Origin of the sequence: Mycolicibacterium flavescens (assembly GCF_001722335.1) — a bacterium.
Lineage (GTDB): Bacteria > Actinomycetota > Actinomycetes > Mycobacteriales > Mycobacteriaceae > Mycobacterium > Mycobacterium flavescens.
The window spans coordinates 1-26,221 of record NZ_MIHA01000001.1 but is presented as its reverse complement, the minus strand read 5'-3'; the positions used below and the strand labels follow the sequence as shown (position 1 = coordinate 26,221).

Annotated in this window: 25 protein-coding genes; 20 read left to right on the top strand and 5 right to left on the bottom strand. The window is 69.8% G+C overall.

The features are described from left to right. Positions 1 to 40: 40 nt before the first annotated feature. From BHQ18_RS00120 to BHQ18_RS00090, 7 genes are all read left to right on the top strand, one after another. Positions 41 to 1,408: a glutamine synthetase family protein gene (locus tag BHQ18_RS00120; RefSeq protein WP_069411543.1), complete on the top strand. Its 1,368-nt coding sequence runs from the start codon at positions 41 to 43 to the stop codon at positions 1,406 to 1,408. Positions 1,409 to 1,430: 22 nt separating this feature from the next. Continuing rightward, a complete protein-coding gene (locus BHQ18_RS00115; RefSeq protein ID WP_069411542.1) occupies positions 1,431 to 2,222 on the top strand; it encodes a gamma-glutamyl-gamma-aminobutyrate hydrolase family protein in 792 nt (263 codons plus the stop codon). Continuing rightward, complete coding sequence (locus tag BHQ18_RS00110; protein ID WP_069411541.1) at positions 2,219 to 3,583, top strand: aldehyde dehydrogenase family protein; 1,365 nt, start codon at positions 2,219 to 2,221, stop codon at positions 3,581 to 3,583. Before BHQ18_RS00115 ends, BHQ18_RS00110 begins: the two co-directional genes overlap by 4 nt. Then, positions 3,580 to 4,356, top strand: coding sequence for a 3-oxoacyl-ACP reductase (locus tag BHQ18_RS00105; RefSeq protein ID WP_205866018.1), 777 nt, complete (start codon positions 3,580 to 3,582; stop codon positions 4,354 to 4,356). Before BHQ18_RS00110 ends, BHQ18_RS00105 begins: the two co-directional genes overlap by 4 nt. Before the next feature lie 5 nt (positions 4,357 to 4,361). Continuing rightward, positions 4,362 to 5,096, top strand: a complete 735-nt coding sequence (locus BHQ18_RS00100) for a FadR/GntR family transcriptional regulator (protein WP_069411539.1) — start codon at positions 4,362 to 4,364, stop codon at positions 5,094 to 5,096. Positions 5,097 to 5,148: 52 nt separating this feature from the next. Then, positions 5,149 to 5,478, top strand: a complete 330-nt coding sequence (locus tag BHQ18_RS00095) for an ArsR/SmtB family transcription factor (RefSeq protein ID WP_069411538.1) — start codon at positions 5,149 to 5,151, stop codon at positions 5,476 to 5,478. Positions 5,479 to 5,701: 223 nt separating this feature from the next. Then, positions 5,702 to 6,535: a class I SAM-dependent methyltransferase gene (locus tag BHQ18_RS00090; RefSeq protein ID WP_109789161.1), complete on the top strand. Its 834-nt coding sequence runs from the start codon at positions 5,702 to 5,704 to the stop codon at positions 6,533 to 6,535. Between the two features lie 6 nt (positions 6,536 to 6,541). Here BHQ18_RS00090 and mtr read toward each other — a convergent pair whose 3' ends face one another. Together mtr and BHQ18_RS00080 are read right to left on the bottom strand one after the other, a co-directional pair. Then, positions 6,542 to 7,957, bottom strand: coding sequence for a mycothione reductase (mtr, locus tag BHQ18_RS00085; protein WP_069411537.1), 1,416 nt, complete (start codon positions 7,955 to 7,957; stop codon positions 6,542 to 6,544). 4 nt (positions 7,958 to 7,961) lie between these two features. Next, positions 7,962 to 8,936, bottom strand: coding sequence for an alpha/beta hydrolase (locus BHQ18_RS00080; RefSeq protein ID WP_069411965.1), 975 nt, complete (start codon positions 8,934 to 8,936; stop codon positions 7,962 to 7,964). A 221-nt stretch (positions 8,937 to 9,157) separates the two neighbouring features. Here BHQ18_RS00080 and mqo point away from each other — a divergent pair, with 221 nt between their 5' ends. From mqo to cobO, 4 genes are read left to right on the top strand one after another with little or no spacing between them, the layout of a single operon-like run. Next, positions 9,158 to 10,666, top strand: coding sequence for a malate dehydrogenase (quinone) (gene mqo / locus BHQ18_RS00075; RefSeq protein WP_084293802.1), 1,509 nt, complete (start codon positions 9,158 to 9,160; stop codon positions 10,664 to 10,666). Beyond that, on the top strand, positions 10,663 to 11,109 hold the full coding sequence (locus BHQ18_RS00070) for a GNAT family N-acetyltransferase (RefSeq protein ID WP_069411536.1): 447 nt from the start codon (positions 10,663 to 10,665) through the stop codon (positions 11,107 to 11,109). Before mqo ends, BHQ18_RS00070 begins: the two co-directional genes overlap by 4 nt. Further along, positions 11,106 to 12,935, top strand: coding sequence for a magnesium chelatase subunit D family protein (locus BHQ18_RS00065; protein ID WP_069411535.1), 1,830 nt, complete (start codon positions 11,106 to 11,108; stop codon positions 12,933 to 12,935). Before BHQ18_RS00070 ends, BHQ18_RS00065 begins: the two co-directional genes overlap by 4 nt. A gap of 16 nt (positions 12,936 to 12,951) precedes the next feature. Next, positions 12,952 to 13,566 carry a cob(I)yrinic acid a,c-diamide adenosyltransferase gene (gene cobO, locus BHQ18_RS00060; RefSeq protein WP_069411534.1) on the top strand — a complete coding sequence of 205 codons (615 nt, stop codon included), beginning with the start codon at positions 12,952 to 12,954 and terminating at the stop codon, positions 13,564 to 13,566. Positions 13,567 to 13,603: 37 nt separating this feature from the next. Here the strand turns inward: cobO and BHQ18_RS00055 are convergent, their stop codons facing one another. Beyond that, the gene (locus BHQ18_RS00055) at positions 13,604 to 14,677 is read right to left on the bottom strand and encodes an IS110 family RNA-guided transposase (RefSeq protein ID WP_234794031.1); all 1,074 of its coding nucleotides are present in this window, start codon (positions 14,675 to 14,677) and stop codon (positions 13,604 to 13,606) included. 293 nt (positions 14,678 to 14,970) lie between these two features. On the opposite strand from BHQ18_RS00055, the gene BHQ18_RS00050 reads away from it, so the two are divergent. The 5 genes from BHQ18_RS00050 (at position 14,971) to BHQ18_RS00030 (ending at position 22,541) form a co-directional block, all read left to right on the top strand. Next, positions 14,971 to 16,323, top strand: a complete 1,353-nt coding sequence (locus BHQ18_RS00050; RefSeq protein ID WP_069411533.1) for a cobyrinic acid a,c-diamide synthase CobB — start codon at positions 14,971 to 14,973, stop codon at positions 16,321 to 16,323. 26 nt (positions 16,324 to 16,349) lie between these two features. Beyond that, the gene (gene cobA / locus BHQ18_RS00045; RefSeq protein ID WP_069411962.1) at positions 16,350 to 17,549 is read left to right on the top strand and encodes a uroporphyrinogen-III C-methyltransferase; all 1,200 of its coding nucleotides are present in this window, start codon (positions 16,350 to 16,352) and stop codon (positions 17,547 to 17,549) included. Positions 17,550 to 17,614: 65 nt separating this feature from the next. Next, positions 17,615 to 19,162 (top strand): MFS transporter, encoded by a 1,548-nt coding sequence (locus tag BHQ18_RS00040; RefSeq protein WP_234794048.1) that lies wholly within the window; start codon positions 17,615 to 17,617, stop codon positions 19,160 to 19,162. Between the two features lie 69 nt (positions 19,163 to 19,231). Continuing rightward, a complete protein-coding gene (locus BHQ18_RS00035) occupies positions 19,232 to 20,776 on the top strand; it encodes an MFS transporter (RefSeq protein WP_205866010.1) in 1,545 nt (514 codons plus the stop codon). 19 nt (positions 20,777 to 20,795) lie between these two features. Then, on the top strand, positions 20,796 to 22,541 hold the full coding sequence (locus BHQ18_RS00030; protein WP_069411530.1) for a proline--tRNA ligase: 1,746 nt from the start codon (positions 20,796 to 20,798) through the stop codon (positions 22,539 to 22,541). Between the two features lie 82 nt (positions 22,542 to 22,623). Here BHQ18_RS00030 and BHQ18_RS00025 read toward each other — a convergent pair whose 3' ends face one another. Next, on the bottom strand, positions 22,624 to 23,094 hold the full coding sequence (locus tag BHQ18_RS00025) for a ferritin-like domain-containing protein (protein WP_069411529.1): 471 nt from the start codon (positions 23,092 to 23,094) through the stop codon (positions 22,624 to 22,626). Beyond that, complete coding sequence (locus BHQ18_RS00020; protein WP_205866017.1) at positions 23,091 to 23,600, bottom strand: hypothetical protein; 510 nt, start codon at positions 23,598 to 23,600, stop codon at positions 23,091 to 23,093. The genes BHQ18_RS00025 and BHQ18_RS00020 overlap by 4 nt, the downstream gene beginning before the upstream one ends. A gap of 137 nt (positions 23,601 to 23,737) precedes the next feature. On the opposite strand from BHQ18_RS00020, the gene rimP reads away from it, so the two are divergent. The 4 genes from rimP to BHQ18_RS00005 all read left to right on the top strand — a co-directional run. After that, positions 23,738 to 24,271 carry a ribosome maturation factor RimP gene (gene rimP / locus BHQ18_RS00015; RefSeq protein ID WP_069411527.1) on the top strand — a complete coding sequence of 178 codons (534 nt, stop codon included), beginning with the start codon at positions 23,738 to 23,740 and terminating at the stop codon, positions 24,269 to 24,271. 3 nt (positions 24,272 to 24,274) lie between these two features. Continuing rightward, a complete protein-coding gene (gene nusA / locus BHQ18_RS00010) occupies positions 24,275 to 25,336 on the top strand; it encodes a transcription termination factor NusA (protein ID WP_069411526.1) in 1,062 nt (353 codons plus the stop codon). A gap of 88 nt (positions 25,337 to 25,424) precedes the next feature. Continuing rightward, positions 25,425 to 25,811: a YlxR family protein gene (locus BHQ18_RS28890; RefSeq protein WP_084293801.1), complete on the top strand. Its 387-nt coding sequence runs from the start codon at positions 25,425 to 25,427 to the stop codon at positions 25,809 to 25,811. Positions 25,812 to 25,889: 78 nt separating this feature from the next. After that, positions 25,890 to 26,221: translation initiation factor IF-2 N-terminal domain-containing protein (locus BHQ18_RS00005; RefSeq protein WP_205866009.1), on the top strand; the 332-nt coding region annotated here is incomplete at its 3' end.

Sequence of the window (26,221 nt, the reverse complement as noted above, 5' to 3'; positions counted from 1 at the left end):
TCCCGTCGTTCGTTCGCCGAGGGAGAGGACCCACCAGCCGATGAGCGTTCCATCAGGCATGCTGGCCCAGGCCGACCTCGAACGGCTGGTGGCTGCCGGCGAGGTCGACACCGTGATCCTCGGCTTCTGCGACATGCAGGGCAGGTTGACCGGCAAGCGGGTGTCGGCGCGACTGTTCGTCGAGGAGGTCGCCGCGCACGGCGCCGAATGCTGCAACTACCTGCTGGCGGTCGACGTCGACATGAACACCGTCGAGGGCTACGCGATGTCGAGCTGGGACACCGGCTACGGCGACATGGTGATGACGCCGGACTTCTCGACGTTGCGGCTGCTGCCGTGGCTGCCGGCCACCGCGATGGTGATGGCCGATCTGACGTTCACCGACGGCCGGCCCGTCGACGTCGCGCCGCGCAGCATCCTCAACCGCCAGATCGACCGGCTCGCCGAGCGGGACCTGGTGCCCTACGCGGGCACCGAACTGGAGTTCATGGTGTTCGACGACGGTTATCGCGAGGCCTGGGCCAAGGGATACCGCGGGCTGACCGCCGCCTCGGACTACAACGTCGACTACGCGATGATGGCGTCCACGCGCATGGAGCCGCTGCTGCGCGACATCCGGCTCGGCATGACCGGGGCGGGCATGTACTGCGAAGGCGTCAAGGGGGAGTGCAACCTCGGGCAGCAGGAGATCGCGTTCCGATACGACCACGCGCGGGTCACCTGCGACAACCACACCATCTACAAGAACGGCGCCAAGGAGATCGCCGACCAGCACGGCAAGAGCCTGACGTTCATGGCGAAATTCGATGAGCGCGAAGGCAACAGCTGCCACATCCACATCTCGCTGCGGGGTGCCGACGGTTCGGCGGTGTTCGCCGACGACGACGATCCGCTGGGCATGTCGGCGATGTTCCGCAGTTTCGTGGCAGGCCAGCTGGCCACGCTGCGCGAACTGACGTTGCTGTACGCGCCGAACATCAACTCCTACAAGCGTTTTGTCGATGCCAGCTTCGCGCCGACGGCGATCGCGTGGGGGCTGGACAACCGCACGTGCGCGCTGCGGGTGGTCGGGCACGGTCACGGTATGCGGATGGAGAACCGGGCGCCCGGCGGCGACGTGAACCAGTATCTCGCCGTGTCGGCGCTGATCGCCGGCGGCCTCTACGGTATCGAGCGTGAACTCGAGCTGGAGGAGCCGGTGCAGGGCAACGCCTACACCAGCGGCGCCGAGCGGTTGCCGACCACGCTGGCCGAGGCGGCCGCGTTGTTCGAGCAGTCCGAGGTGGCGCGCGCGGCGTTCGGCGACGAGGTGGTCGAGCACTACCTCAACAATGCGCGGGTGGAGCTCGACGCGTTCAACGCCGCGGTGACCGACTGGGAGAGGATCCGCGGTTTTGAACGGCTCTGATTCTCCGGCGAGCAGACGCAAAATGCCTCGAAATGGCGGGTTTTCCAGGCAATTTGCGTCTGGTCGCGAGGAAAAAGTGCGGCCGGTGCTCGGGTTGACCACCTATCTGCAGCAGGCCCGGACCGGTGTGTGGGACGTGCGGGCCAGTTTCCTGCCCGCCATCTACTTCGAGGGCGTCGAGCTGGCCGGCGGTATCGCGACGCTGCTGCCGCCGCAACCGGTCGACGACGACATCGCCGACCGGCTGCTCGACGGCCTCGACGGGCTGATCGTCACCGGCGGCCCGGATGTGCTGCCCGAGCGTTACGGCCAGGATCCGCATCCGGCCACCAACGCGGCCAACGCCGACATCCGCAGCCGCGACGAGTTCGAGCTCGCGTTGGTGCGCGGTGCGCTGCGCCGCCGCTTGCCGTTCCTCGGAATCTGCCGCGGCGCACAGGTTCTCAACGTCGCGCTGGGCGGCACGCTGCACCAGCACCTGCCCGATGTGATCGGCCACAACCGCCATCAGCAGGGCGACGCGGTGTTCACCACCTCGACCGTGCGGACCGTGCCCGGGACCCGGCTGGCGGCGCTGGTCGGCGAGACGTCCGACGCGCAGTGCTACCACCATCAGGCCGTCGACCGCCTCGGGTCCGGTCTGATCGTGAGCGCCCGCGACGACGACGGCGTGATCGAGGGCATCGAGATGCCCGGTGACGATTTCGTCCTCGCGGTGCAGTGGCATCCCGAGGAACGGCTCGACGATCTGCGGCTGTTCGCCGCCGTCGTCGAAGCCGCAGGTACCTATGCGAAAGGAAGGGTGAACGCGTGAGCGCGTCGCAGGTCATCAACCCGGCGACCGAGGAGGTGCTGCGCACCGTCGAGCACACCGACGAGGCCGGCGTCGACGACGCCGTCGCCAGAGCCAAGGTCGCGCAACGGCAGTGGGCGCGGCTGGCGCCGGCGGCGCGCGCGGGCGCGCTGCGCGACTTCGCCGCCGCCGTCGACACGCACATCGACGAGTTGGCGGCCCTGGAGGTCGCCAACTCGGGGCACCCGATCGGCAACGCCGAGTGGGAGGCCGGCCACGTCCGCGATGTGCTGCAGTTCTATTCGGCGGCGCCGGAACGCCTGTCGGGTAAGCAGATTCCCGTCACCGGTGGCCTCGACGTCACGTTCAACGAGCCGCTCGGGGTCGTCGGGGTGATCACCCCGTGGAACTTCCCCATGACGATCGCGTCGTGGGGTTTCGCGCCGGCGCTGGCCGCGGGCAACGCGGTGGTGCTCAAACCCGCCGAGTGGACGCCGCTGACCGCGATCCGCCTCGGCGAGCTGGCCGTCGAGTCCGGACTGCCCGCCGACCTGTTCCAGGTGCTGCCCGGCCGCGGATCGGTGGTCGGGGAGCGCTTCGTCAGCCACCCCGACGTGCGCAAGATCGTGTTCACCGGGTCCACCGAGGTCGGCACCCGGGTGATGGCCAACGCGGCCGCCCAGGTCAAGCGCGTCACGCTCGAGTTGGGCGGCAAGAGCGCCAACATCGTGTTCGACGACTGCGACCTGGAGCAGGCGGCCGCGACCGCCCCGTACGGGGTGTTCGACAACGCCGGGCAGGACTGCTGCGCTCGCAGTCGGATTCTGGTGCAGCGCAACGTCTATGACCGGTTCATGGAGCTGCTCGAGCCGGCGGTCAAGGGCGTCGTCGTCGGCGACCCGCGCAACAAGGACACCGAGATGGGCCCGCTGGTGTCGCGGGCGCACCGGGATTCGGTCGCGTCGTTCGTGCCCGACGACGCGCCGGTCGCGTTCCGCGGTTCGGCGCCGTCGGGGCCGGGGTTCTGGTTCGCACCCACCGTGCTGACCCCGTCGCGCACCGACCGCACGGTGCGCGAGGAGATCTTCGGTCCGGTGGTCACCGTGCTGCCCTTCGACGACGAAGCAGACGCGATCGCGGTCGCCAACGACACCCCGTACGGTCTGTCCGGGTCGATCTGGACCGAGAACCTCTCGCGCGCGGTGCGGGTGTCGCGGGCAGTGGAAGCCGGCAACCTGTCGGTCAATTCGCATTCCTCGGTGCGCTACAACACGCCGTTCGGCGGGTTCAAACAGTCGGGGCTGGGCCGCGAACTCGGGCCCGACGCGCCGCTGTCCTTCACCGAAACCAAGAACGTCTTCTTTGCCGTGCAGGAGGCCTGATGGATCTGACGCAACGACTCGCCGGCAAGGTCGCCGTCATCACCGGCGGCGCCAGCGGCATCGGCCTGGCCAGCGCCAAGCGGATGCACGCCGAAGGCGCCAGCATCGTGATCGGCGACGTCGACCCGACGGCAGGCAAGACCGTCGCCGACGACGTCAACGGCACCTTCGTCCGCGTCGACGTCGCCGATCAGGTGGAGGTCGACGCGCTGTTCGACACCGCCGCGGAGACCTACGGTTCGGTCGACATCGCGTTCAACAACGCCGGTATCAGCCCGCCCGAGGACGGCCTCATCGAGGACACCGGCGTCGACGCCTGGCAGCGGGTGCAGGACGTCAACCTCAAATCGGTGTTCTTCTGCTGCAAAGCCGCGCTGCGGCACATGGTTCCGCAACAGAAGGGGTCGATCATCAACACCGCGTCGTTCGTCGCGGTGGTCGGTTCGGCGACGTCGCAGATCTCCTACACCGCATCCAAGGGCGGGGTGCTGACCATGTCGCGTGAACTCGGCGTGCAGTACGCGCGGCAGGGGATTCGCGTCAACGCGCTGTGCCCGGGACCCGTGAACACCCCGCTGCTGCAGGAACTGTTCGCCAAGGATCCCGAGCGCGCGGCCCGGCGGCTGGTGCACGTACCGGTGGGCCGGTTCGCCGAACCCGAGGAACTCGCCGCCGCGGTCGCGTTTCTGGCCAGCGACGACGCGTCGTTCATCACCGCGTCGAGCTTCCTGGTCGACGGCGGCATCGGCGGCCACTACGTGACCCCGCTGTAACGGCCATGACCGCGGATCCCGACGTCGGGCAGGGCGAAGCCGCCGCCGAGGCGCTGCTGCGTCCGGTGCGGCCGGGTAACGCGTTCGAGGACACGGTCGGTCGGCTGCTGCAGACGATCCGGCTCGGCGTGCTGCAGCCGGGCGAAAGCCTGCCCCCCGAACGGGAACTCGCCGCCCGCCTCGGCGTCAGCCGCGACACCGTCCGCGAAGCGATCAAGTCGCTCTCGGATGCCGGCTATCTGGTGTCGCGGCGCGGACGCTACGGCGGCACGTTCCTGGCCGACGAACTGCCCAGACACACCGGCGATACGGCCGGCGTCAGCCGCGAGGAGATCGACGACGCCCTGCGGCTGCGCGAGATCCTGGAGGTCGGCGCCGCGTACATGGCGGCGCGGCGCACGCTGACCGCGGCCGAACGCGAACGGCTGTGGGCGCGGCTGGCCGACGCGCGCGAAGCCGATCCCGACGACGACTACCGGCGGCTGGACTCGCGGCTGCATCTGGCCATCGCCGAGGCGGCGGGTTCGCCGTCGCTGGTGCCGCTGCTGGCCGAGAACCGGATGCGGCTCAACGCCCTGCTGGACCAGATCCCGTTGCTGCCCCGCAACATCGCCCACTCCGACGAACAGCACGAAGCGATCGTGCTGGCGATCCTGGCCGGCGACGCCGACGCCGCCGCCGAAGCCATGCGCGCGCATGTCGAGGGTTCGGCGGCGCTGCTGCACGGCTTCCTCGACTGACGCGCGCGGGGGATACCGACCGGCTGACCCGCACTGGTCTAGATTCGAGGGCGTGGAACAGTCCGACAACCAAGCGCTGGTCAAGCGCGCGTCGTCGGCGCTCGCAGAAGTCGACAGCGCCGTGTGGACGCTGCGCTTCGACCTGCTCTCCGACCCCAACAGGCTCGAGATCCTGCTGTGCCTGCACCGCGCGCCGGGAATCCGCGTCGGTGATCTGGCCGCCGCGCTCGGGCGGTCGGAAAACGCTGTTTCTCAAGCGCTTCGGGTGCTACGCCAGCAGGGTTGGGTGAGCTCGACGCGGGTGGGCCGGGCGGTCAGCTATCGGCTCGAGGACGAGATCGTGCACGACCTGCTGCACTGGATCGGCGCCCGCCACGGGTAGAACCCGTCCGAAAACCCCCTGATCTGCGGATTTCGCCGCCCGCCGGCCGTCGTTTCACCGGGGCTGCGCTCGCGGGTGCGCAGCCGCTGACGCGGGCCCGCCCGAGCCTGCTGCGGTACAGCTGACCCGCCCGACCGACCCGGCAATTTCGTCCAATTCGAACGACATCCGAAGCTCCGGCGCGCACGCTGAGACCACCACATCACAGATGAAGGGGGTCATCATGACCGCACCGAACGTCGACGCCGACCGCGCGCTCAAAACCAAGCACCGCGCGCTGTGGGCCTCCGGTGACTATCCGGCTGTCGCGGCCGAGCTGATCCCGGCGCTCGGACCCGAACTCGTGCAGGCCTGCGGGGTCAGGGCCGGGCAGCTCGTCCTCGACGTCGCCGCCGGTTCGGGCAACGCCGCGATCCCCGCCGCCGAGCTCGGCGCCGTCGTCACGGCAAGTGACCTCACGCCGGAACTCTTCGACGCCGGCCGGCGGATCGCCGCCGAGCGGGGAGTCCAACTCGAATGGGCCGAAGCCGACGCCGAAGCACTTCCGTTCGCCGACAACAGCTTCGACGTGGTGATGTCGTGTGTCGGGGCGATGTTCGCCCCGCACCACCAGGCGGCGGCCGACGAACTGGTGCGGGTGGCCCGCACCGGCGGCACGATCGGAATGATCAACTGGACGCCGCAGGGGTTCATCGGCAACCTGTTCGCGACCATGAAACCGTATGCGCCCCCGCCGCCGCCCGGCGCCGGCCCGGCACCGCTGTGGGGCGACGAGAACCACGTCCGCGCGCTGTTCGGCGACCGGGTGGCCGACCTCACCATGCGCAGGCAGACCGTGCGACTCGACCACAGCCCCACCCCGGCCGAGTTCCGCGAGTACTGGAAACGCAACTACGGCCCCACCATCGCGGCGTACAACTTCAACGCCGACGACGCCGACCGGGTCGCCGCGCTGGACGCCGACTTCCTGGCCTTCCTGCAGCACTGGGACCGCGGCGAGGCCGGCGCGTCGTACTGGGACGCCGAATACCTGCTGGTGACCGCCACCAAGAGGTGACGCGCCTCAGTGCCGTCGCGACGGCGGCCACGGGGGCTCACCGCAGAGCGCCAACAGCGCGTTCTCGATGACCTCCGGCAGCGCCGGATGGATCCAGTACTGGCCGCGCGCCATCTCCTGGGCCGGCAGGTCGAACGCCATCGCCTGCACGACGGGCTGGATCAGGCTCGACGCCTGGTGGCCCATGATGTGCGCGCCGAGCAGCAACCCGGTGTCGTCGTCGACGATGAGCTTGGCGATCCCGACGGTGTCCTCCATCGCCCACCCGTACGCCACGTCGCTGTAGTCCTGGATCTTCACCTTGATCCGCAAACCCTTGGCGCGCGCCTCGTTCTCGGTCAGCCCGACCATGGCGATCTGCGGATCGGTGAAGACGGCCGACGGCACGTAGCGGTGGTTGGACGGCATCATCGCCTCGGTGTCGTCCCAGTCCTGCAGCAGGTTGTGCTTGACCACCCGCGCCTCATGATTGGCGACGTGCTTGAGCTGATAGTCCGAGGAGACATCGCCGAGCGCGAAAATGCCGCGCGCAGTGGTGCGTTGGTACTGGTCGACGACCACCTGTCCGCTGCCGCTGACCTTCACCCCGGCGTGGTGGGCGTCGAGCTGGTCGCCGTTGGGCACCCGGCCGGTCGCCACCAACAACATGTCGCCGCGCAGTTTCGACCCGTCCTGGCAGGTGATCTCGACGCCGTCACCGACCTTGCGCGCGTCGGCGAGTTCGTGGTGGTTGCGGACCTCCCACTTCTTGGCGGCCAGATCAGTGAAGCGCGAAGCGATGTCGTCGTCGTGTCCGCGCAGCAGCGTCGCGCCGCGGATCAACAACGTCACCCGGCTGCCCAGCGCCGAGAAGACATGGGCGAACTCGCAGGCGACGAATCCACCGCCGACGATGATGAGATGCTCGGGCACCTCCGGGATCCGCATGATCGTGTCGCTGGTGTGGTACGGCACACCGCATGCGGTCACGGCCTCGGGAACCGTGACCCGGGATCCGGCCGCGATGACCACCTGGTCGGCGGTGAACTCGTCGCCGTCGTCGGTGCGCAACGCGTAGCGGCCGTCGGCCGTGGAGGGCCGGAACCGGGTGTGACTGGAGAACACCTCCACGTTCGGTGAGGCACGCCGGTAGTTCTCGCCGCCGACGGCCAGCGGATCGATGCGACCGAACACCCGCGAGACGATGTCGGGCCAGCGCACCGCGTCGATGCGCGCGTCGATGCCGTAGCGCGCCGCGTCCTGCACGTCGTGGGCGATGTCGGCCGCGTAGACGAACATCTTCGTCGGGATGCAGCCGACGTTCAGGCACGTGCCGCCGAACACGTTCTGTTCGCAGATCGCGACCTTCTTGTCGGTGTAACGCTCATCGAGAATTGAGTTGCCCGAACCGGTTCCGATGATCGCGATGTCGAAATGGGCCACAGGGTCAGCCTCCTTGGCAGTGGGCGGCGTCGGGCATCTGGCGGGCGGGTCTGCGCAGATACCAGTCCAACCAGCCGTCCAGTTCTCGGTAGGCCGCCCGGCGGGGCCCGGGCAGCGACAGGAACACGTCGTGTTTGGCGTCGACGATCGGCACGATCGTGGTGCGGTTGCCGATGCACCCCGCCCAGCGCGCGATCTGCTTGACGTCGAGCACCGCATCGCCGCGTTGGATCGCGTCGGGGTTGCTGACCTCGCGCACGCTGCGGTCGGAACGCAGGATGAGGTTCGGCACGCCGACATCGAGGCCGCGCTGCAGCTTCGCGTGCCCACGCCGGATGGCGCGGATCCAGCCGACGGTGACCGGGAAGCCGCCGATCGGCTTCCACCGCAGGTCGTAGTCGAAGTCGCCGTGGTAGTCGCGGTGCAGGGTGGTGCCGTAGCCGCCCTGGTTTGGTGAGCGAACCACCAGGCGGTTACGCAGCCGGGAGGCCGCTCCGAGCGCGGCCGTCGTCGGTGCCGCGCGCAGCAGGGCGGGGCCCTGCAGATCCAGCCACGGGCTGTTGAGCACCAGACCGCTGACGCGGCGACGGCTGGTCAGCCCCCGGCTGCGCAACCGGTCCAGCCACAGCGACACGATCAGACCGCCGGCCGAATGCCCGTACACCAGCACCTCGGCCGCCGGCGACTCCGCGGTGATCACGCCGAGGGCGCGGTTGAGCTCGACGTCGTAGCGCGCCAGGTCGGTGGTGAAGTGCGGGGTCTGGCCCTCCTGCCGGGAGCGCCCGCATTTGTGCAGGTCGATGGCGTAGAACGCGAACCCGCGCGCGGCGAAGTGGTCGGCGAGCTCGGTGTTGAAGAAGTAGTCGGTAAAACCGTGCACCAGCAGGACCGCGTGCGCGGCCGACGCGTCGGGGTCGCCGCGGCGCACCAACGTGGCGACCAGATCGCCCTCCCCGTCGGGGTCGGCCCCGAGCGCCATGGTGTGCTGGCGGTATCCCGGCAGCACGTCAGCCTTCCACTCCGGCACCTTCGCAACAGTAGTCGTCGCACCCCGTGGTGCCGGGTCAAGCGAGGGGATTGGAACCGGCCCGTGCGGGCTAACCTGAGGTTCGTCATCGCCCCCGTCCGAGGATGTGATTGTCAGTGTCGGAAACCGCAACGTCGTCGGAAAACGCAACGTCGTCGGAAAACGCAACGTCGGTGAAACGAGCGTCGGAGAAGACGGCGACGACGGACGTGGTGCTGATCGGCGCCGGCATCATGAGCGGCACGCTGGGCACCTTGCTGCGGCTGCTGGAACCGGACTGGTCGATCACCCTCATCGAGCGCCTGGACGGGGCGGCCGCCGAGAGCAGCGACGCGTGGAACAACGCGGGCACCGGGCACTCGGCGCTGTGCGAACTGAACTACACCCCGCAGCAGCCCGACGGTTCCATCGACATCTCCAAGGCGGTGCGGGTCAACGAGCAGTTCCAGGTGACCCGCCAGTTCTGGGCCTATGCGGTGGAGAACGGCGTGATCGCCGACCCGCGCAGCTTCCTGCACCCGATCCCGCACGTCAGCTTCGTCCACGGCGCCGACAACGTGAAGTACCTGCGGCGCCGCTACGACGCGCTGTCGCCGAACCCGCTGTTCGGCGGGATGGAGTACATCGACGACGAGACCGAGTTCGCCCGCCGGCTGCCGCTGATGGCCGAGCAGCGCGACTTCTCCGAACCCGTCGCGCTGAACTGGACTCAACACGGCACCGACGTCGACTTCGGGTCGTTGTCGCGCCAACTCATCGGCTATGTCGCCCAGCGCGGAATGACCACCCGGTTCGGCCACGAGATCCGCGACCTGCGCCAGGAATCCGACGGCACCTGGATGCTCAAGCTGACCAACCTGCGGACCGGGCAGACCAGCAGGCTGCGCAGCAAGTTCGTCTTCGTCGGCGCCGGCGGCGGCGCGCTGAACCTGCTGCAGAAGGCGGGCATGAAGGAGGCCAAGGGATTCGGCGGCTTCCCGGTCAGCGGCAAGTTCCTGCGCACCGACGTCCCGCGGCTGACCGAAGCGCACCGCGCCAAGGTCTACGGTCAGCCGCCGGTCGGGGCACCGCCGATGTCGGTGCCGCACTTGGACGCTCGGGTCATCAACGGCCGGTCCTGGCTGCTGTTCGGTCCGTTCGCCGGGTGGTCGCCGAAGTTCCTCAAGCAGGGCGACGTCCTCGACCTGCCCGAGTCGATCACGCTGACCAACATCGCGAAGATGGCCAACGTCGCGCTGACCCAGTTCGGTTTGCTCAAGTACCTGCTGGGCCAGCTGATGCTCTCCGATGCCGAGCGTATCGACGCGCTTCAGGAATTCGCCCCGAGCGCAAGGGAATCCGACTGGGAGATCAACGTCGCCGGCCAGCGCGTCCAGGTCATCTGCGGAGCGAAGGGCAAGGGCGTGCTCGACTTCGGCACCACCGTGCTGACCTCCGCCGACGGCACGATCGCGGGCCTGCTCGGTGCGTCGCCGGGCGCGTCGACGGCGGTCCCGGCGATGCTCGACGTGATGCGCCGCTGTTTCGGTCAGCAGTACAAGGCGTGGCTGCCCAAGCTCAAGCAGATGGTGCCTTCGCTGAACGTCGAACTGTCCAGCGAGCCCGCCCTGTTCGACGAGGTGTGGGAATGGGGGTCGCGGGTGCTCAAACTCGAGGAGCATTCGACGGTGGCCGTGGGATGACGATCATGCTGCGGCGCAGCTGGGCCAAGGACCTCGACGCCGCGATGCTCTACGAACTGCTCAAGCTGCGCGTCGAGGTGTTCGTCGTCGAACAGGCCACCCCGTACCCGGAACTCGACGGTCGCGACCTGCTGGCCGAAACCCGCCACTTCTGGCTGGAAACGCCTGTCGGCGAGGTCATCTGCACGCTGCGGCTGATGGAGGAGCATCCCGGCGGGCAGAAGGAGTTCCGGATCGGGCGGGTCTGCACCAAACGGGAGGCCCGCGGCCACGGGCACGGCACCCGGCTGCTGCAGGCCGCGCTCGCCGAAGTCGGCGACTACCCGTGCCGGATCGACTCGCAGATCTACCTGGCCGACATGTACGCCCGCCTGGGCTTCGTGCGCGACGGTGAGGAGTTCCTCCAGGACGGCATTCCGCACGTCCCTATGCTGAAGCCGTGACTTACCCGTTCAGCGCTCTCGTCGGACACGATCAACTGCGGCTGGCGCTGGTGCTGTGCGCGATCCGGCCCGACATCGGCGGTGTGCTGATCCGCGGGGAGAAGGGCACCGCGAAGTCGACGGCCGTGCGTGGGCTGGCCAGCGTCCTGGAGGCCATCGGCGACGGCCGGCTCGTCGAGTTGCCGATCGGCGCGACCGAGGACCGGGTGGTCGGCTCGCTGGACCTGCAGAAGGTGCTGCGCGACGGCGAGCACGCGTTCTCGCCGGGGCTGCTGGCGCGGGCGCACAACGGGGTGCTCTACGTCGACGAGGTCAACCTGCTGCACGACCATCTCGTCGATGTGCTGCTCGATGCCGCCGCGATGGGCCGGGTGCACGTCGAGCGCGACGGGGTGTCACACAGCCACGACGCCCGCTTCGTGCTGATCGGCACGATGAATCCCGAAGAGGGCGAACTGCGTCCGCAGCTGCTCGACCGCTTCGGGTTGACCGTCGACGTGCGCGCGTCCCGCGACGTCGACGTGCGCGTCGAGGTGATCCGTCAGCGCATGGCCTTCGAGGCCGACCCCGACGCGTTCGCGGGCCGCTACGCCGACGCCGACGCCGAGCTGGCCCGCCGGATCGCCGACGCGCGCGCCTCTGTGGACTCGGTGGTGCTGCCGGACAAGGAATTACGCCGGATCGCGGCGCTGTGCGCGGCGTTCGACGTCGACGGTATGCGCGCCGACCTCGTCGTCGCCAGAACGGCCGTCGCGCACGCGGCCTGGCGCGGCGCCGACACGGTGGGCGAAGAGGATGTGCGCATCGCCGCCGAACTCGCCCTGCCGCACCGCCGTCGACGTGACCCGTTCGACGACCCGGGCCTCGACCCCGGCCAGCTGGACGACGCGATGAACGAGGCCGGTGAGGCCGCCGATGAGGACCCCGAGCCCGAACCGGACCCCGACCCGCCCGGCGGTGGCCCCTCGTCGTCGACGGACGGGGACGCGGAAGACGCTGCGCCGCAGAGTGATTCGGGTTCAGGATCACGGACCAGCGCCCCGCCGTCGGCCACCTTCCGCACCCGGTCGCTGGTGGTACCCGGAGTGGGCGAAGGCGCGCCTGGGCGCCGGTCGCGGGCCCGTAACCGCACCGGCAAGACCATCTCCGCCGCGTCCGACGACGGCTACGGAGTGCACGTGTTCGGCACCCTGCTCGCCGCGGTCGAACGTCAGCGCGGGCCGGGGATCCCGCGGCCGCAACCGGGCGACGTGCGCCGCGCGATCCGCGAGGGCCGCGAGGGCAACCTGGTGATCTTCGTGGTCGACGCCTCGGGTTCGATGGCCGCGCGCGACCGCATGTCGGCCGTCAGCGGCGCCACGTTGTCACTGCTGCGCGACGCCTATCAGCGGCGCGACAAGGTGGCGGTGATCACGTTCCGCCGCCAAGACGCCGAACTGCTGCTGCCGCCCACGTCGTCGGTGCACATCGCGTCGCGGCGGCTGGCCCGGTTCGCCACCGGCGGCAAGACCCCGCTGGCGCAGGGGCTGCTGGCCGCCCGTGACGTCGTGGTGCGGGAGAAGGCCCGCGACCGGGCGCGGCGCGCGCTGGTGGTGGTGCTCACCGACGGGCGGGCCACCGGCGGGCCGGACCCGCTGGGCCGGACCCGCGCGGCCGCGGCCCGCCTGGTCGCCGAAGGCGCTGCCGCGGTCGTCGTGGACTGCGAGACTTCCTACGTGCGGCTCGGGTTGGCCGAAGAGCTGGCCCGGCAACTGGGGGCGCCGGCGGTGCGGCTGGCCCAGTTGCGCGCCGACAGCCTGACCGACGTCGTCCGCACCGCCGCCTGATCCCGAGGAGCCACCGATGCCGCAGGGCCAGCCGCTGACCATCCCCGACGACGGGCTGACCACCCGCGCGCGCCGCAACGCGCCGCTGCTGGCCGTGCACACCGGCGCGGGCAAGGGCAAGTCGACCGCGGCGTTCGGGATGGCGCTGCGGGCGTGGAACCAGGGGTTCGACATCGCGGTGTTCCAGTTCGTCAAGAGCGCGAAGTGGAAGGTCGGCGAGGAGTCGGCGTTCCGCGAACTCGGCAAGCTGCACGACGAGCACGGCGTCGGCGGGCCCGTGCAGTGGCACAAGATGGGCTCCGGATGGTCCTGGACCCGCAAATCGGGCAGCGAGGTCGACCACGCCGCGGCCGCCGCCGACGGCTGGGCCGAGATCGCCCGGCGCCTCGCCGAGCAGCGTCACGACTTCTATGTGCTCGACGAGTTCACCTACCCGCTGAAGTGGGGGTGGATCGACGTCGACGAGGTGATCGCCACCCTGGCTGAGCGCCCGGGCACCCAGCATGTGGTGATCACCGGCCGCGACGCTCCGCCCGCGCTGCTCGACGCCGCCGACCTGGTGACCGAGATGACGAAGGTCAAGCACCCGATGGACGTCGGCCGCAAGGGCCAGAAGGGCATCGAGTGGTAACCCCGCCCCGTTGTGGCGAGCGTGCATTGCTCCTATGTCAAGCGGCTGTGCTTTGGTGGCTGTGATGTTGGGTGAGGTCGTCGGTTCGCAGGCGTTGGTAGACGACGCGGGCGAGTCGGCGTTTGAGGCAGCGCAGGGCTTCGGTTTTGGAGTTTCCGCTGGCGAGGCGCTTGCGGTAGTAGGCGTGTCCGGCGCTGGTCGTGAGTCGGATCTGGGTTATGGCGATGCGGTGCAAGGCGGCGTTGAGTTGTCGGTTTCCCGATCGGGTCAGTCGTACCCGGCCGGCGGTGTTGCCCGACCAGACCGGGACCGGGGCGGCGCCGCTGTGACGGGCGAAGGCGGCTTCGCTTCTGAATCGGTGGACTCCGGCGGTCTCGGCAACGAGTTTGGCTGCGGTGAGTTCACCGCAGCCGGGCAGTTCCAGCAGTGCCGGCGCCACGGTGCGGACACGGTCGCCGATGCGCTCGGCGAGGTCATCGATGGCTGCGCTGAGGCGGGTGATGTCGGCCAGTTCGTCGCCGGCCAGTTCGGCCAAGAGCCCGTCTTGGGTGCCGAGCCATTCGGCCAGCCGAGCGCGGGCGGGTTCGCGGTGCAGGTTGGCCAGCTGGGGTTCCACAGCGGGGTCGAGCTGGTGGACACGTTGGCGGAGCCGGTTGATCGTCGACGTCCGTTGTCCGACAAGGTCTTCACGACGGTCGACCAACAATTTCAACTCATGAGACACCGTGTCGTGGGCGGCGACCGGCAGATCGGGGTGGCGCAGCACCGCGTGCGCGACGGCCAACGCATCGATCGGATCGGACTTGCCGCGGGTGCGCGCCGACGCCCGCGCCTGGGCCATCAGTTTCGGTGCTACCCGCACGACCTGTTGGCGTGCCGAGAGCAGATCACGCTCCAAGCGAGCCGACAGATTGCGGCAGTCCTCGATACCCCACAACAGGTCCTCACCGAACTCCAGGCGAGCCCACGTCAACGCTTTGAGATGACCGGCGGTCGTCGCGGGGACAGTTTTCTCGCCCAGCTTGCGCCCGACCTCGTCAACTGCGACGAATGTGTGGGTGCGCTTGTGTACATCGGTGCCAACAACAACCATGGTGGTTGCCTCCTTCATATGAGGTGGGTGATGAAGGTTGGGCCGGCCGGTGGACACATCTCAGTCGGGGCGGTGCCACGCTCCTATCAAGTCACACCGGTCGGTCCTTCCCATCTGGCGCCGGCACAACGCACGAAGACCAACCCAAAAGGTGGCAGTGTTTGCAAGAGCCAGACACCAGATGGAAAGACCCAACCACCGCAACGCGGCACAGTCGACAGTGACACTGAGGGTTTGCACACGACACGCCGCGCGAAATACCGCATCTGCGCACGCTCGCGCTACCGGGGCGGGGGGCCGACGTGACTACGGTGACGCCCGGTGTGGTCATCGCCGCGCCCGCCTCGGGCAGCGGAAAGACCACGGTGGCAACGGGTCTGATGGGTGCGCTGCGACGGGCCGGCCGGTCGGTCGCACCGTTCAAGGTCGGCCCGGACTACATCGACCCCGGCTACCACGCGCTCGCGACGCACCGGCCGGGCCGCAACCTCGACCCGGTGCTGCAGGGGGAGACCCTGATCGGGCCGCTGTACCGGCACGGCGGGCGCGACGCCGACATCGCCGTCATCGAAGGCGTGATGGGCATGTTCGACGGGCGGATCGCCGAGGGGTCGGCGGGCGCCGCGTTCGGGTCGACGGCACACGTGGCGGGCCTGCTCGGCGCGCCGGTCGTCATGGTCGTCGACGCCCGCGGCCAGAGCCACAGCATCGCGGCTCTGCTGCACGGCTTTTCGACATTCGACACATCGGTGCGCGTCGTCGGGGTGATCCTCAACCGCGTCGGCTCCGCCCGGCACGAGGAGGTGCTGCGACAGGCCTGCGAACACACCGGCATCCCGGTTCTCGGCGCCATCCCGCGGTCGGACGAACTGACCGTTCCGGCAAGACATCTCGGCCTGGTCACCGCGACCGAACACGGCCAACGCGCCCGCGAAGCCGTCGAGGAGATGACCGCGCTCGTCGCGCGCCACGTCGACCTCACCGCGATCGCCGCGCTCGCCGACAGCCGGGTCACCGCCGCACCGTGGTCCGCCGAGACCGTCACGTCCGTCGACGGTCACCCCACCGTCGCGCTGGCCGCCGGCAAGGCGTTCACGTTCGGCTACCGGGAGCACCGCGAACTGCTCACCGCCGCAGGCGCCGACGTCGTCGACTTCGACCCGCTCACCGACGAGCTCCCCGCCGACACCGCGGCGCTGGTCATCCCGGGCGGCTTCCCCGAGGAGTTCGTCGCCGAACTGTCGGCCAACGAACCCGTGCGCGCCCAGATCCGGCGACTCGCGGCCGCCGGCGCCCCCGTGCACGCCGAATGCGCCGGGCTCACCTACCTGCTCGACGACCTCGACGGCCACCCGATGTGCGGGGCGCTGGCCGGGTCTGCCCGGTTCACCGAACGGCTCACCCTGGGCTACCGCGAGGCCGTCGTCGTCGCCGAATCACCCCTGCACGCGGTCGGCGACCGGGTGATGGGACACGAATTCCACCGCACCGCAGTCTCATTCGCCGACACCTACGAGCCGGCATGGATGTTCACCGGCGGCCGGCGCGACGGCGCGATCGCCGGCGGCGTGCACGCCGGATACCTGCACACCCACCCCGCCGCGCACCCGGAGGCGATCACCCGGTTCGTCGCCTCTGCGGCAACCTCTAAGCTCGCCGGGTGACGAGCGCGGGCAACGACGAGCAGAAGATGAGTACCGAAGACGCCTATCTCGTCGGCCTGCGCCTGACCGGCAGGAAGGTCGTGGTGGTCGGCGGCGGCAGCGTCGCCCAGCGCCGGCTGCCGCTGCTGGTGGCCAACGGCGCCGACGTACACGTGATCGCCCGCGAGGCCACCCCGGTCGTCGAGGCGATGTCCGGAATCACCCTGCATCTGCGCGAGTTCCGCGACGGCGACCTCGACGGCGCCTGGTACGCGATCGCCGCCACCGACGATGCGGCCGTCAACGCCGCGATCGTCGCCGAGGCCGAACGGGCCCGCATCTTCTGCGTCCGGGCCGACATCGCCCGCGACGGCACCGCGGTGACCCCGGCGACGTTCGAGTACGACGGGCTCTCGGTCGGGGTGCTCGCCGGCGGTGAGCACCGGCGCTCGGCGGCCATCCGCTCGGCCATCCGCGAGGCCCTGCAGCAGGGCGTCATCACCGCCGAGACCCCCGGCGCCGTCGCCGGCGGGGTCGCGTTGGTCGGTGGGGGCCCCGGCGACCCGGAGCTGATCACCGTCCGCGGCCGCCGGCTGCTGGCCCAGGCCGACGTCGTCGTCGCCGACCGGCTCGCCCCGCAGGAACTGCTGGCCGAACTGCCGCCGCACGTCGAGGTGATCGACGCTTCGAAGATCCCGTACGGCCGCGCGATGGCGCAGGACGCGATCAACGGCCTGCTGATCGACCGCGCCCGGGCCGGCAAGTTCGTGGTGCGCCTCAAAGGCGGTGACCCGTTCGTGTTCGCCCGCGGCTACGAGGAGATCATCGCGTGCGCGGACGCCGGGGTTCAGGTGACGGTTGTGCCGGGTGTGACCAGTGCCATAGGGGTGCCCGCGTTGGCCGGCGTCCCGGTCACACACCGCCACGTCACGCACGAATTCGTGGTGGTCAGCGGCCATGTCGCGCCGGGGCACCCCGAATCGTTAGTGAATTGGGATGCGCTGGCCAGACTGTCCGGAACGATCGTGTTGCTGATGGCCGTCGAACGGATCGAACTGTTCGCCCGCGCCCTGCTGGACGGTGGTCGACCTGCAGATACTCCGGTCCTGGTGGTGCAGCACGGGACGACGGCCGCGGAACGAACTTTGCGGGCGACGCTGAGCGACGTCGCGCAGCGCATCCGCGAGGACGGAATCCGGCCGCCGGCGATCATCGTGATCGGTGCTGTGGCGGCGTTCGGCAGTTAAAGGGTTCTTAAGATTACTGTAAGGTAACCCGCATGACGGCTCTCAATGACGCAGAGCGTGCAGCCATGCGCCGTGACGCCGAAAACAAGGCAAACCGGGCGCTGCCGGGGCACGTGCATCAGTCTGCGGCCGAGCGAACGGGCAGGTACCCGACGTGGCTGCCGTCGCGCCGATTCATCGCCGCGGTCATCGCGATCGGCGGCATGCAGCTGCTCGCGACCATGGACAGCACCGTCGCGATCGTCGCGCTTCCTAAGATCCAGGACGAGCTGAGCCTGTCGGACGCCGGCCGCAGCTGGGTCATCACCGCCTACGTGCTCACCTTCGGCGGGCTGATGCTGCTCGGCGGCCGACTGGGCGACACGATCGGACGCAAGCGCACGTTCATCGTCGGCGTCGCGCTGTTCACCATCGCCTCGGTGCTGTGCGGTCTGGCCTGGAACGAGGCCACGCTGGTGATCGCCCGGCTGCTGCAGGGCGTCGGCGCGGCGATCGCGTCGCCCACGGCGCTGGCGCTGATCGCCACGACGTTCCCCAAGGGGCCGGCCCGAAACGCCGCGACCGCGATCTTCGCCGCGATGACCGGGATCGGCTCGGTGATGGGTCTGATCGTCGGCGGCGCGCTGACCGAGGTGTCGTGGCGCTGGGCGTTCCTGATCAACATCCCGATCGGGCTGCTGATGATCCACCTGGCCCGCCGGACCCTGCGGGAGACGCACCGCGAGCCGCTCAAGCTCGACGCCACCGGCGCGCTGCTGGCGACGCTGGGCTGTACCGCCGCGGTGTTCGGGTTCTCGATGGGCCCCGAACAGGGCTGGCTGTCGCCGATCACGCTGGGCTCCGGGCTGGTCGCCGGTCTGGCGCTGCTGGCGTTCCTCTACGTCGAGCGCACCGCCGCCAACCCGGTGATGCCGTTCGACCTGTTCAAGGAGCGCAACCGGGTCGCGACGTTCGCGGCGGTGTTCCTGGCCGGCGGTGTGATGTTCACGCTCACCGTGCTGATCGGGCTCTACGTGCAGGACATCATGGGGTACAGCCCGCTGCGCGCCGGTATCGGGTTCATCCCGTTCGTGATCGCGCTCGGCATCGGACTCGGATTGTCGTCGCAGCTGGTGCAGATGTTCCCGCCGCGGCTGCTGGTGATCGCCGGCGGCGTGCTGGTGCTCGGAGCGATGATCTACGGCTCGACGCTGGACGCGAACATCCCGTACTTCCCGAACCTGGTGCTGCCCATCACGATCGGCGGGCTGGGCATCGGCATGATCGTGGTGCCGCTGACGCTTTCGGCGATCGCCGGGGTGGGCTTCGACCAGATCGGCCCGGTGTCGGCGATCGCGCTGATGCTGCAGAACCTCGGCGGGCCCGTCGTGCTGGCGATCGTGCAGGCTGTGATCACGTCGCGCACGCTGTATCTGGGCGGCACCACCGGCCCGGTCAACGACATGAACGCCGCGCAGCTGCACGCGCTCGACCAGGGCTACACCTACGGGCTGCTATGGGTGGCCGCGGTCGCGGTGATCGTGGGCGTGGTGGCGCTGTTCATCGGTTATTCGGCCCAGCAGGTGGCGCACGCGCAGGAAGTCAAGGACGCGATCGACTCCGGCGAGTTGTGATTTCGGCGTAGTTGGTGGCGCCTCGCGCATCCAACTACACCCAAACCGCACTCTGTAGGCTGGCAATCCATGTCTGCGGCAGGTGGTTCCCCGGAGTCCTCCCCGGACTCGATGGACCGCTCGTCGGCCGCCACCGGATCGTCCGCCTCGCAGCTGCCGCTCGCGAAGTCCGTCCTCGGCCCGGCGATCATCGCGATCACCGGCATGCAGCTGATGTCGACGCTCGACGGCACCATCGTGATCGTCGCGCTGCCGCGGATGCAGGCCGACCTCGGGCTCACCGACGCCAGCAAGAGCTGGGTGATCACCGCCTACGTGCTGGCGTTCGGCGGGCTGCTGCTGCTCGGCGGCCGCGTCGGCGACGCGATCGGGCACAAGCGCGCGTTCCTGTCGGGGGTCGGGGTGTTCACGATCGCCTCGCTGGTGTGCGGGCTGGCCACCGACCCGATGACGCTGATCGTCGCGCGCGCGGTGCAGGGCGTCGGTGCCGCCGTCGCCGCACCGACCGGGCTGGCGCTGATCGCGACGACGTACGCGGTCGGGCAGGCCCGTAACCGGGCGCTGGCGATCTCGGCGGCCATGCAGGGCATCGGCTCGGTGCTCGGGCTGGTGCTCGGCGGCGCGCTGACGGTGATCTCGTGGCGGCTGGCGTTCCTGATCAACGTGCCGATCGGTATCGCGATCATCGCGGTCGCGGTCTACAACCTCGCCGAAACCCACCACGAGCGACTCAAACTCGACATCGCCGGCGCGCTGCTGGCGACGCTGGGCTGTTCGGCGGCGGTGCTGGTGTTCACCCAGGGCCCGCCGCGCGGCTGGGTCGACCCGCTGGTGATCGGCGCCGCAGTGGCCGCGGCCGTCTTCTTCATCGGCTTCCTGCTCGTCGAGCGCACCGCCGCGCACCCGATCGTGCCGTTCTCGGTGTTCGACAACCGCAACCGGGTGATGACGTTCGTCGCGCTGTTCATGGCCGGCGGGGTGATGCTGACGTTGACGGTGATGATCGGCCTGCTGGTGCAGGACGTTCTCGGGTACTCGGCGCTGCGGGCCGGTATCTGCTTCATCCCGTTCGCGCTGGCGTTCGGCGTCGGCAGCGCGGTCGCCGCCAAGCTGGCACCGCATGTGGCGCCGCGCTGGCTGATCCTGGGCGGCGGGCTGTTCGTGCTCGGCGCGATGCTGTACGGCTCGACGCTGAGCCGCGGCATCCCGTACTTTCCGGACCTGTTCGCCCCGATCGTGGTCGGCGGCTTCGGGATCGGCGCGATCGCGGTGATCCTGCCGCTGTGCGCGATCGCCGGGGTCGGGCCCGGCGAAATCGGACCGGTCTCGTCGATCACGCTGATGGTGCAGAACCTCGGCGGCCCGCTGGTGCTCGTCGTCATCCAGGCGGTGCAGACGTCGCGCACGCTGTACCTGGGCGGCACCACCGGCCCGGTCAAGGACATGACCCCGGCCCAGCTCGACGCGCTGGGGTTCGGGTACACCTATTCGCTGCTGTGGGTGGCCGGCGTCGCGGTGATCGTCGGTGTCGCGGCGTTCTGGATCGGCTTCTCGGCGCGCCAGATCGCGACCGCCCAGCACACCCGCGAAGCGGTGGAGGCCGGGGAACTGTAGGTCAGTAAGGTGGTCGGCTGTGATCACCCGCATGTCGGAGCTGTTCCTGCGTACCCTGCGCGACGACCCGGCCGACGCCGAAGTGCCCAGCCACAAACTGCTGGTCCGCGCCGGCTACGTCCGGCCGGTCGGGCCCGGGCTCTACAGCTGGCTGCCGCTGGGCCTGCGGGTGCTGCGCCGCATCGAGCGGGTCGTGCGTGAGGAGATGACCGCCATCGGCGGCCAGGAGATCCTGTTCCCGGCGCTGCTGCCCCGCGCGCCGTATGAGGCCACCAACCGCTGGACCGAGTACGGCGACAGCGTGTTCCGGCTGCAGGACCGCCGCCGCAACGATTACATGCTCGGGCCGACGCACGAAGAGTTCTTCACCCTGACGGTGAAGGGGGAGTACAGCAGCTACAAGGACTTCCCGCTGCGGCTGTTCCAGATCCAGACCAAGTACCGCGACGAGGCCCGGCCCCGCGCCGGCATCCTGCGCGGGCGCGAGTTCGTGATGAAGGACTCCTACTCGTTCGACACCGACGACGACGGCCTGCGCGCGGCCTACGCCGACCATCGCGAGGCCTACCAACGCATCTTCGACCGGCTGGGCGTGCGCTACGTGATCGTGTCGGCGGTGTCCGGGGCGATGGGCGGCAGCGCGTCCGAGGAGTTCCTGGCCGAGAGCGAGATCGGCGAGGACACGTTCGTGCGCTGCCTGGAATCCGGCTACGCCGCCAACGTCGAGGCGGTGACGACGGCCGTGCCCGAGCCGCTGCCGATCGAGGGGCAACCCGAGGCGACGGTGTACGACACCCCCGGCACCCCGACGATCGCGACTCTGGTCGACTGGGCCAACTCGGTGCTGGACCGGCCGGTGACCGCGGCCGACACGCTCAAGAACGTGATGCTCAAGACCCGGCTGCCCGGCGGCGAGTGGGAACTGCTGGGCATCGGGGTGCCCGGTGACCGCGAGGTCGACGACAAACGGCTCGGCGCGGCGCTGGAACCGGCCGAGTACGCGCTGCTCGACGACGCCGACTTCGCGAAGTACCCGTTCCTGGCGAAAGGTTACATCGGCCCGAAAGGGTTGCTGGCCAACGGAGTTCGTTATCTGGTCGACCCGCGGGTGGTCGACGGGACGTCGTGGATCACCGGGGCCGACGAACCGGGTCGGCACGTCGTCGGCCTGGTCGCCGGCCGCGACTTCGTGCCCGACGGCACCATCGAGGCCGCCGAGGTGCGCGACGGCGACCCGTCGCCGGACGGCGCCGGGAAGCTGGTCAGCGCGCGCGGCATCGAGATCGGCCACATCTTCCAGCTGGGCCGCAAGTACACCGACGCGTTCGACGTCGACGTGCTCGGCGAGAACGGCAAGCCGGTGCGGTTGACCATGGGCTCCTACGGGGTCGGGGTGTCGCGGCTGGTCGCGGTCATCGCCGAACAGCAGCACGACGAGTTCGGGCTGCGGTGGCCGTCGTCGGTGTCGCCGTTCGACGTGCACGTGGTGATCGCGAACAAGGACGCGGCCGCGCGCGCGGGTGCCGAGGAGTTGGCCGCGGCGCTCGACGGCGACGGGTTCGAGGTGCTGCTCGACGACCGGCAGGCCTCGCCCGGGGTGAAGTTCAAGGACGCCGAACTGCTCGGCGTGCCGTGGGTGGTGGTGGTCGGTCGCGGCTGGGCCGACGGCGTCGTCGAACTGCGCAATCGGTTCACCGGCGACAAGCGGGAGATCGCGGTCGACGGCGCGACGGCCGCGATCGCCGACGCGCTGCGCAGCTCCTAGCCCGGCCGAACGTGGGTTACCCGCACGCCAATCGCGGTCAGCGCGTGACACGAGCCCACACTCGGCAGGTAAGCGAGTCGGACTATACGCTGCCGCCGGGGAACGCCACGGTGACCGGCGAAGCGCCGAGCACCTGGGTCCACCGCGCCGCCGTCACCGCACACTGCGTCAGCGCCTTGACCCCGAACGCGCGGTCCTGCTCGGTCGTGGCCTGCTCGACGACGGCGCGCCAGGCGACCGCGGCGTCCTCCTCCATGCGCACAGCCAGCTTGACCGCGTCGGTCGGGCCGTCGACCTCGATCGGCAGCTGGTAGCCGGCGGCGGGCAGCGGACCGACGACCGAGCGTTCCTCCAGCAGTGCCAACGCGGCCTCGCGTCGCTCGCGGTGCTCGGCCATCGCCTTCGACACCAGCCAGTTGTCCTCGGGGGTCGAGCGCGCCGAGACCACCCCGTACCCGTAGATGGTGGCGTGTTCGGTGGCGATCGCGTCGAACAGCGCGCCGTCGGCGGGATCCGACGGCCGCTCCGGCATCGCGGGCTCCGGTGAGGTCATCGCGGTTTCCTCGGTGCGGGCAGTGCCACCTGATAGGCGGCGGTGCAGGCGGCGGCGATCGACGCGAGCAGCCCGGCGCGGTACCCCGACAGCGAGGCGGCCAGCTCGGCGGCGCTGTCCGCCGACGCCCGAAGCGCGTTGACGACGTCGGCGACGGTCGGCGCCTTGGCCGCTTCGGCGGTGGTGCTCGTCGGCGTCGTGGTGGGCGCCTCGTCGCCGCGCATGCGGACCAGCTCGTCGGAGAGCGCCTGGGCGTGCGCGGCGCGCTCGGCGGCGATGGCGGTCAACGCCTGGGCGACGGGGCCGCGTTGCTCGGCGGCGGCGTCGGTGGCCAGCGCGCTGTCGGCGCGGGCCCGCACCAGCTGGGCGACCAGCTCGTCGACCTCCGGCGGCGGGGGAGCGCTGCCGCAGGCCGCCGACGCGGTCGCGACCAGGGCCAATGCCGCCGCCGAAGCCAGTACGGTCCGCCTGCTGTAGGTCGGCGGTGGGCTCGGCACGGGGGATATCTTGCCATTACCGCCGATGTGCACGTCGGGTGCGCGTTTGGCTCTTGCGGCCGTTGTCCTGGCGTATCGTGGGGTGTCGGTTCCGGGTTGTGATCACGGGGAATCGTGTCCGAACAACTCAAGACGAGGAGCTCGCCGTGACGGAGCGTTCTGCGGGGTTGCCGTCGCAGACGGAGGTAATCGAGCTGCTCAGCGGCGATTTCGCGCGCGCGGGTTACGACATCGAAGAGGTGGTCATCGACGCCGCCGCCCGTCCGCCGCGCATCACCGTGGTCGCCGACGGCGACGACGGTCTGGACCTCGACACCATCGCCGATCTGTCCCGCACGGCGTCGGCGGCGCTCGACAGCGTCGACGACCGCGCCGCGCCATACGTCCTCGAAGTCACCTCGCCCGGCGTGGACCGCCCGCTGAGCACCGAAAAGCACTATCGCCGGGCCCGCGGCCGCAAAGTGGAGCTGACGTTGTCCGACGGCACCCAGCTGACCGGTCGACTCGGCGAAACCGACGGCGGCACCGTGCGTTTGGTGGTCCGCGAAGGACGCCAGCCGACCTTCACCGTCCGCGAGATCCCTCTGGACGGTATCGCCAAAGCCGTTGTACAAGTGGAATTTTCGCCTCCCAATCCGCGAGAGCTGGAGCTGGTCGGCCAATCCGGGAAGGGGGATTGACGCGTGAACATCGACATGGCAGCACTGCACGCCATCGAGGTGGACCGGGGAATCCCGGTGGGGGAACTCGTCGAGACCATCAAGTCGGCGCTGTTGACCGCCTACCGGCACACCGAGGGACACGCCGCCGAGGCGCGCATCGAGATCGACCGCAAGAGCGGCGAGGTCAAGGTGATGGCCGCCGAGGTCGACGCCGACGGCAACGTGATCACCGAGTGGGACGACACCCCAGAGGGATTCGGTCGCGTCGCGGCCACCACCGCGCGCCAGGTGATGCTGCAGAGGTTCCGCGACGCCGAGAACGAGAAGACCTTCGGCGAGTTCTCGGCCCGCGAAGGTGACATCGTCGCCGGCGTGATCCAGCGTGACGCGCGGGCCAACGCCCGCGGGCTCGTCATCGTCCGGATGGGCAGCGAGACCAAGGGATCCGAAGGCGTCATCCCGGCGGCCGAGCAGGTCCCCGGCGAGCGGTACGAACACGGTGACCGGCTGCGCTGCTACGTCGTCGGGGTCACCCGCGGCGCCCGCGAACCGGTCATCACGCTGTCGCGCACCCACCCGAACCTGGTGCGCAAACTGTTCTCGCTGGAGGTCCCCGAGATCGCCGAGGGCTCCGTCGACATCGTCGCGGTCGCCCGCGAAGCCGGGCACCGGTCCAAGATCGCGGTCACCTCACGCGTGCCGGGGCTCAACGCCAAGGGCGCCTGCATCGGCCCGATGGGCCAGCGGGTGCGCAACGTGATGAGCGAACTGTCGGGCGAGAAGATCGACATCATCGACTACGACCCGGACCCGGCCAAGTTCGTTGCCAACGCGCTGTCGCCGGCCAAGGTGGTCTCGGTGGCGGTCATCGACGAGACCGCCCGCGCCGCGCGTGTCGTGGTACCCGACTTCCAGCTGTCCCTGGCGATCGGCAAGGAGGGCCAGAACGCGCGGCTGGCCGCCCGGCTGACCGGCTGGCGCATCGACATCCGCAGCGACGCGGCGCCCGACGGCGCCGACGGCGGTAGCGAGCGCGGCGGGACCGGGCACGGCGCCGCGCGCGGCGCCGTTCACGACCGGTAAGGCCGCCCGCGCGGGCAGCCGACGGCGGTTCCCACGCCGAGCGGTGAAGCCATTTCAAATACCAGCGACGGTGACGGTAGACTCAGCGATGATCCAGCGCGAGACTTCGGCTTCAGCGCAACGACGCAGCCCCGACGGACCTGTCGGACCGGTGCGGACCTGCGTGGGTTGTCGGAAACGAGAGCTGGCCGTCGAATTGCTTCGGGTAGTCGCCGTCGGCAATGGAGCTGGGAACACTTCCAGCGCCGTCACCGTCGATTCAGCGAGAAAGCTGCCGGGGCGGGGCGCATGGTTGCATCCCACTCCACAGTGCCTCGACGCAGCAGTCCGGCGGCGAGCGTTCGGTCGAGCGTTGCGGATCACCGGTTCACCGGACGTATCCGCGGTGATCGAGTACGTCGGCGCTGAACGCAGTGCGGACATGCCCGACCCCACGGCAACAGAACAGGTAGCGAAGAACATGAGCACACCGTGAAGTCCCGATGACCATGCGTCATAGCTAAACCGAGGCGCGGCGCCTACCACCGCTGACGCCTCTAGAGATGGAGATGTAGTGGCAGGTAAGGCCCGTGTACACGAGTTGGCCAAGGAACTCGGTGTCACCAGTAAGGAAGTTCTCGCTCGTCTGAGCGAACAGGGCGAATTCGTCAAATCCGCGTCCTCCACGGTGGAGGCCCCGGTCGCGCGTCGGCTGCGCGAATCGTTCGGCGGCGGTAAACCGGCCGCCGAGAAGCCCAAGTCCGCAGGTAACGGCGCATCGGCCCCGGCCCCCGCCAAGGCGGGACCGTCCCCGGCGACCGCGGCGGCCAAGGCCGCTCCCGCGGCGCCCGCGGCGCCCGAGCCGGCTCCCGCGCCCAAGCCGGCGGCTCCGGCCCCCGAGCCTGC

Bases quoted from the DNA above. Each gene is read 5' to 3' on its own strand.
- BHQ18_RS00120 (WP_069411543.1), top strand. From the start codon at position 41: ATGAGCGTTCCATCAGGCATGCTGGCCCAGGCCGACCTCGAACGGCTG.
- BHQ18_RS00115 (WP_069411542.1), top strand. From the start codon at position 1,431: ATGCCTCGAAATGGCGGGTTTTCCAGGCAATTTGCGTCTGGTCGCGAG.
- BHQ18_RS00100 (WP_069411539.1), top strand. From the start codon at position 4,362: ATGACCGCGGATCCCGACGTCGGGCAGGGCGAAGCCGCCGCCGAGGCG.
- BHQ18_RS00090 (WP_109789161.1), top strand. From the start codon at position 5,702: ATGACCGCACCGAACGTCGACGCCGACCGCGCGCTCAAAACCAAGCAC.
- BHQ18_RS00080 (WP_069411965.1), bottom strand. From the start codon at position 8,936: ATGGCGCTCGGGGCCGACCCCGACGGGGAGGGCGATCTGGTCGCCACG.
- BHQ18_RS00070 (WP_069411536.1), top strand. From the start codon at position 10,663: ATGACGATCATGCTGCGGCGCAGCTGGGCCAAGGACCTCGACGCCGCG.
- cobO (WP_069411534.1), top strand. From the start codon at position 12,952: ATGCCGCAGGGCCAGCCGCTGACCATCCCCGACGACGGGCTGACCACC.
- BHQ18_RS00055 (WP_234794031.1), bottom strand. From the start codon at position 14,677: ATGAAGGAGGCAACCACCATGGTTGTTGTTGGCACCGATGTACACAAG.
- cobA (WP_069411962.1), top strand. From the start codon at position 16,350: ATGAGTACCGAAGACGCCTATCTCGTCGGCCTGCGCCTGACCGGCAGG.
- BHQ18_RS00040 (WP_234794048.1), top strand. From the start codon at position 17,615: ATGCGCCGTGACGCCGAAAACAAGGCAAACCGGGCGCTGCCGGGGCAC.
- BHQ18_RS00035 (WP_205866010.1), top strand. From the start codon at position 19,232: ATGTCTGCGGCAGGTGGTTCCCCGGAGTCCTCCCCGGACTCGATGGAC.
- BHQ18_RS00025 (WP_069411529.1), bottom strand. From the start codon at position 23,094: ATGACCTCACCGGAGCCCGCGATGCCGGAGCGGCCGTCGGATCCCGCC.
- BHQ18_RS28890 (WP_084293801.1), top strand. From the start codon at position 25,425: ATGATCCAGCGCGAGACTTCGGCTTCAGCGCAACGACGCAGCCCCGAC.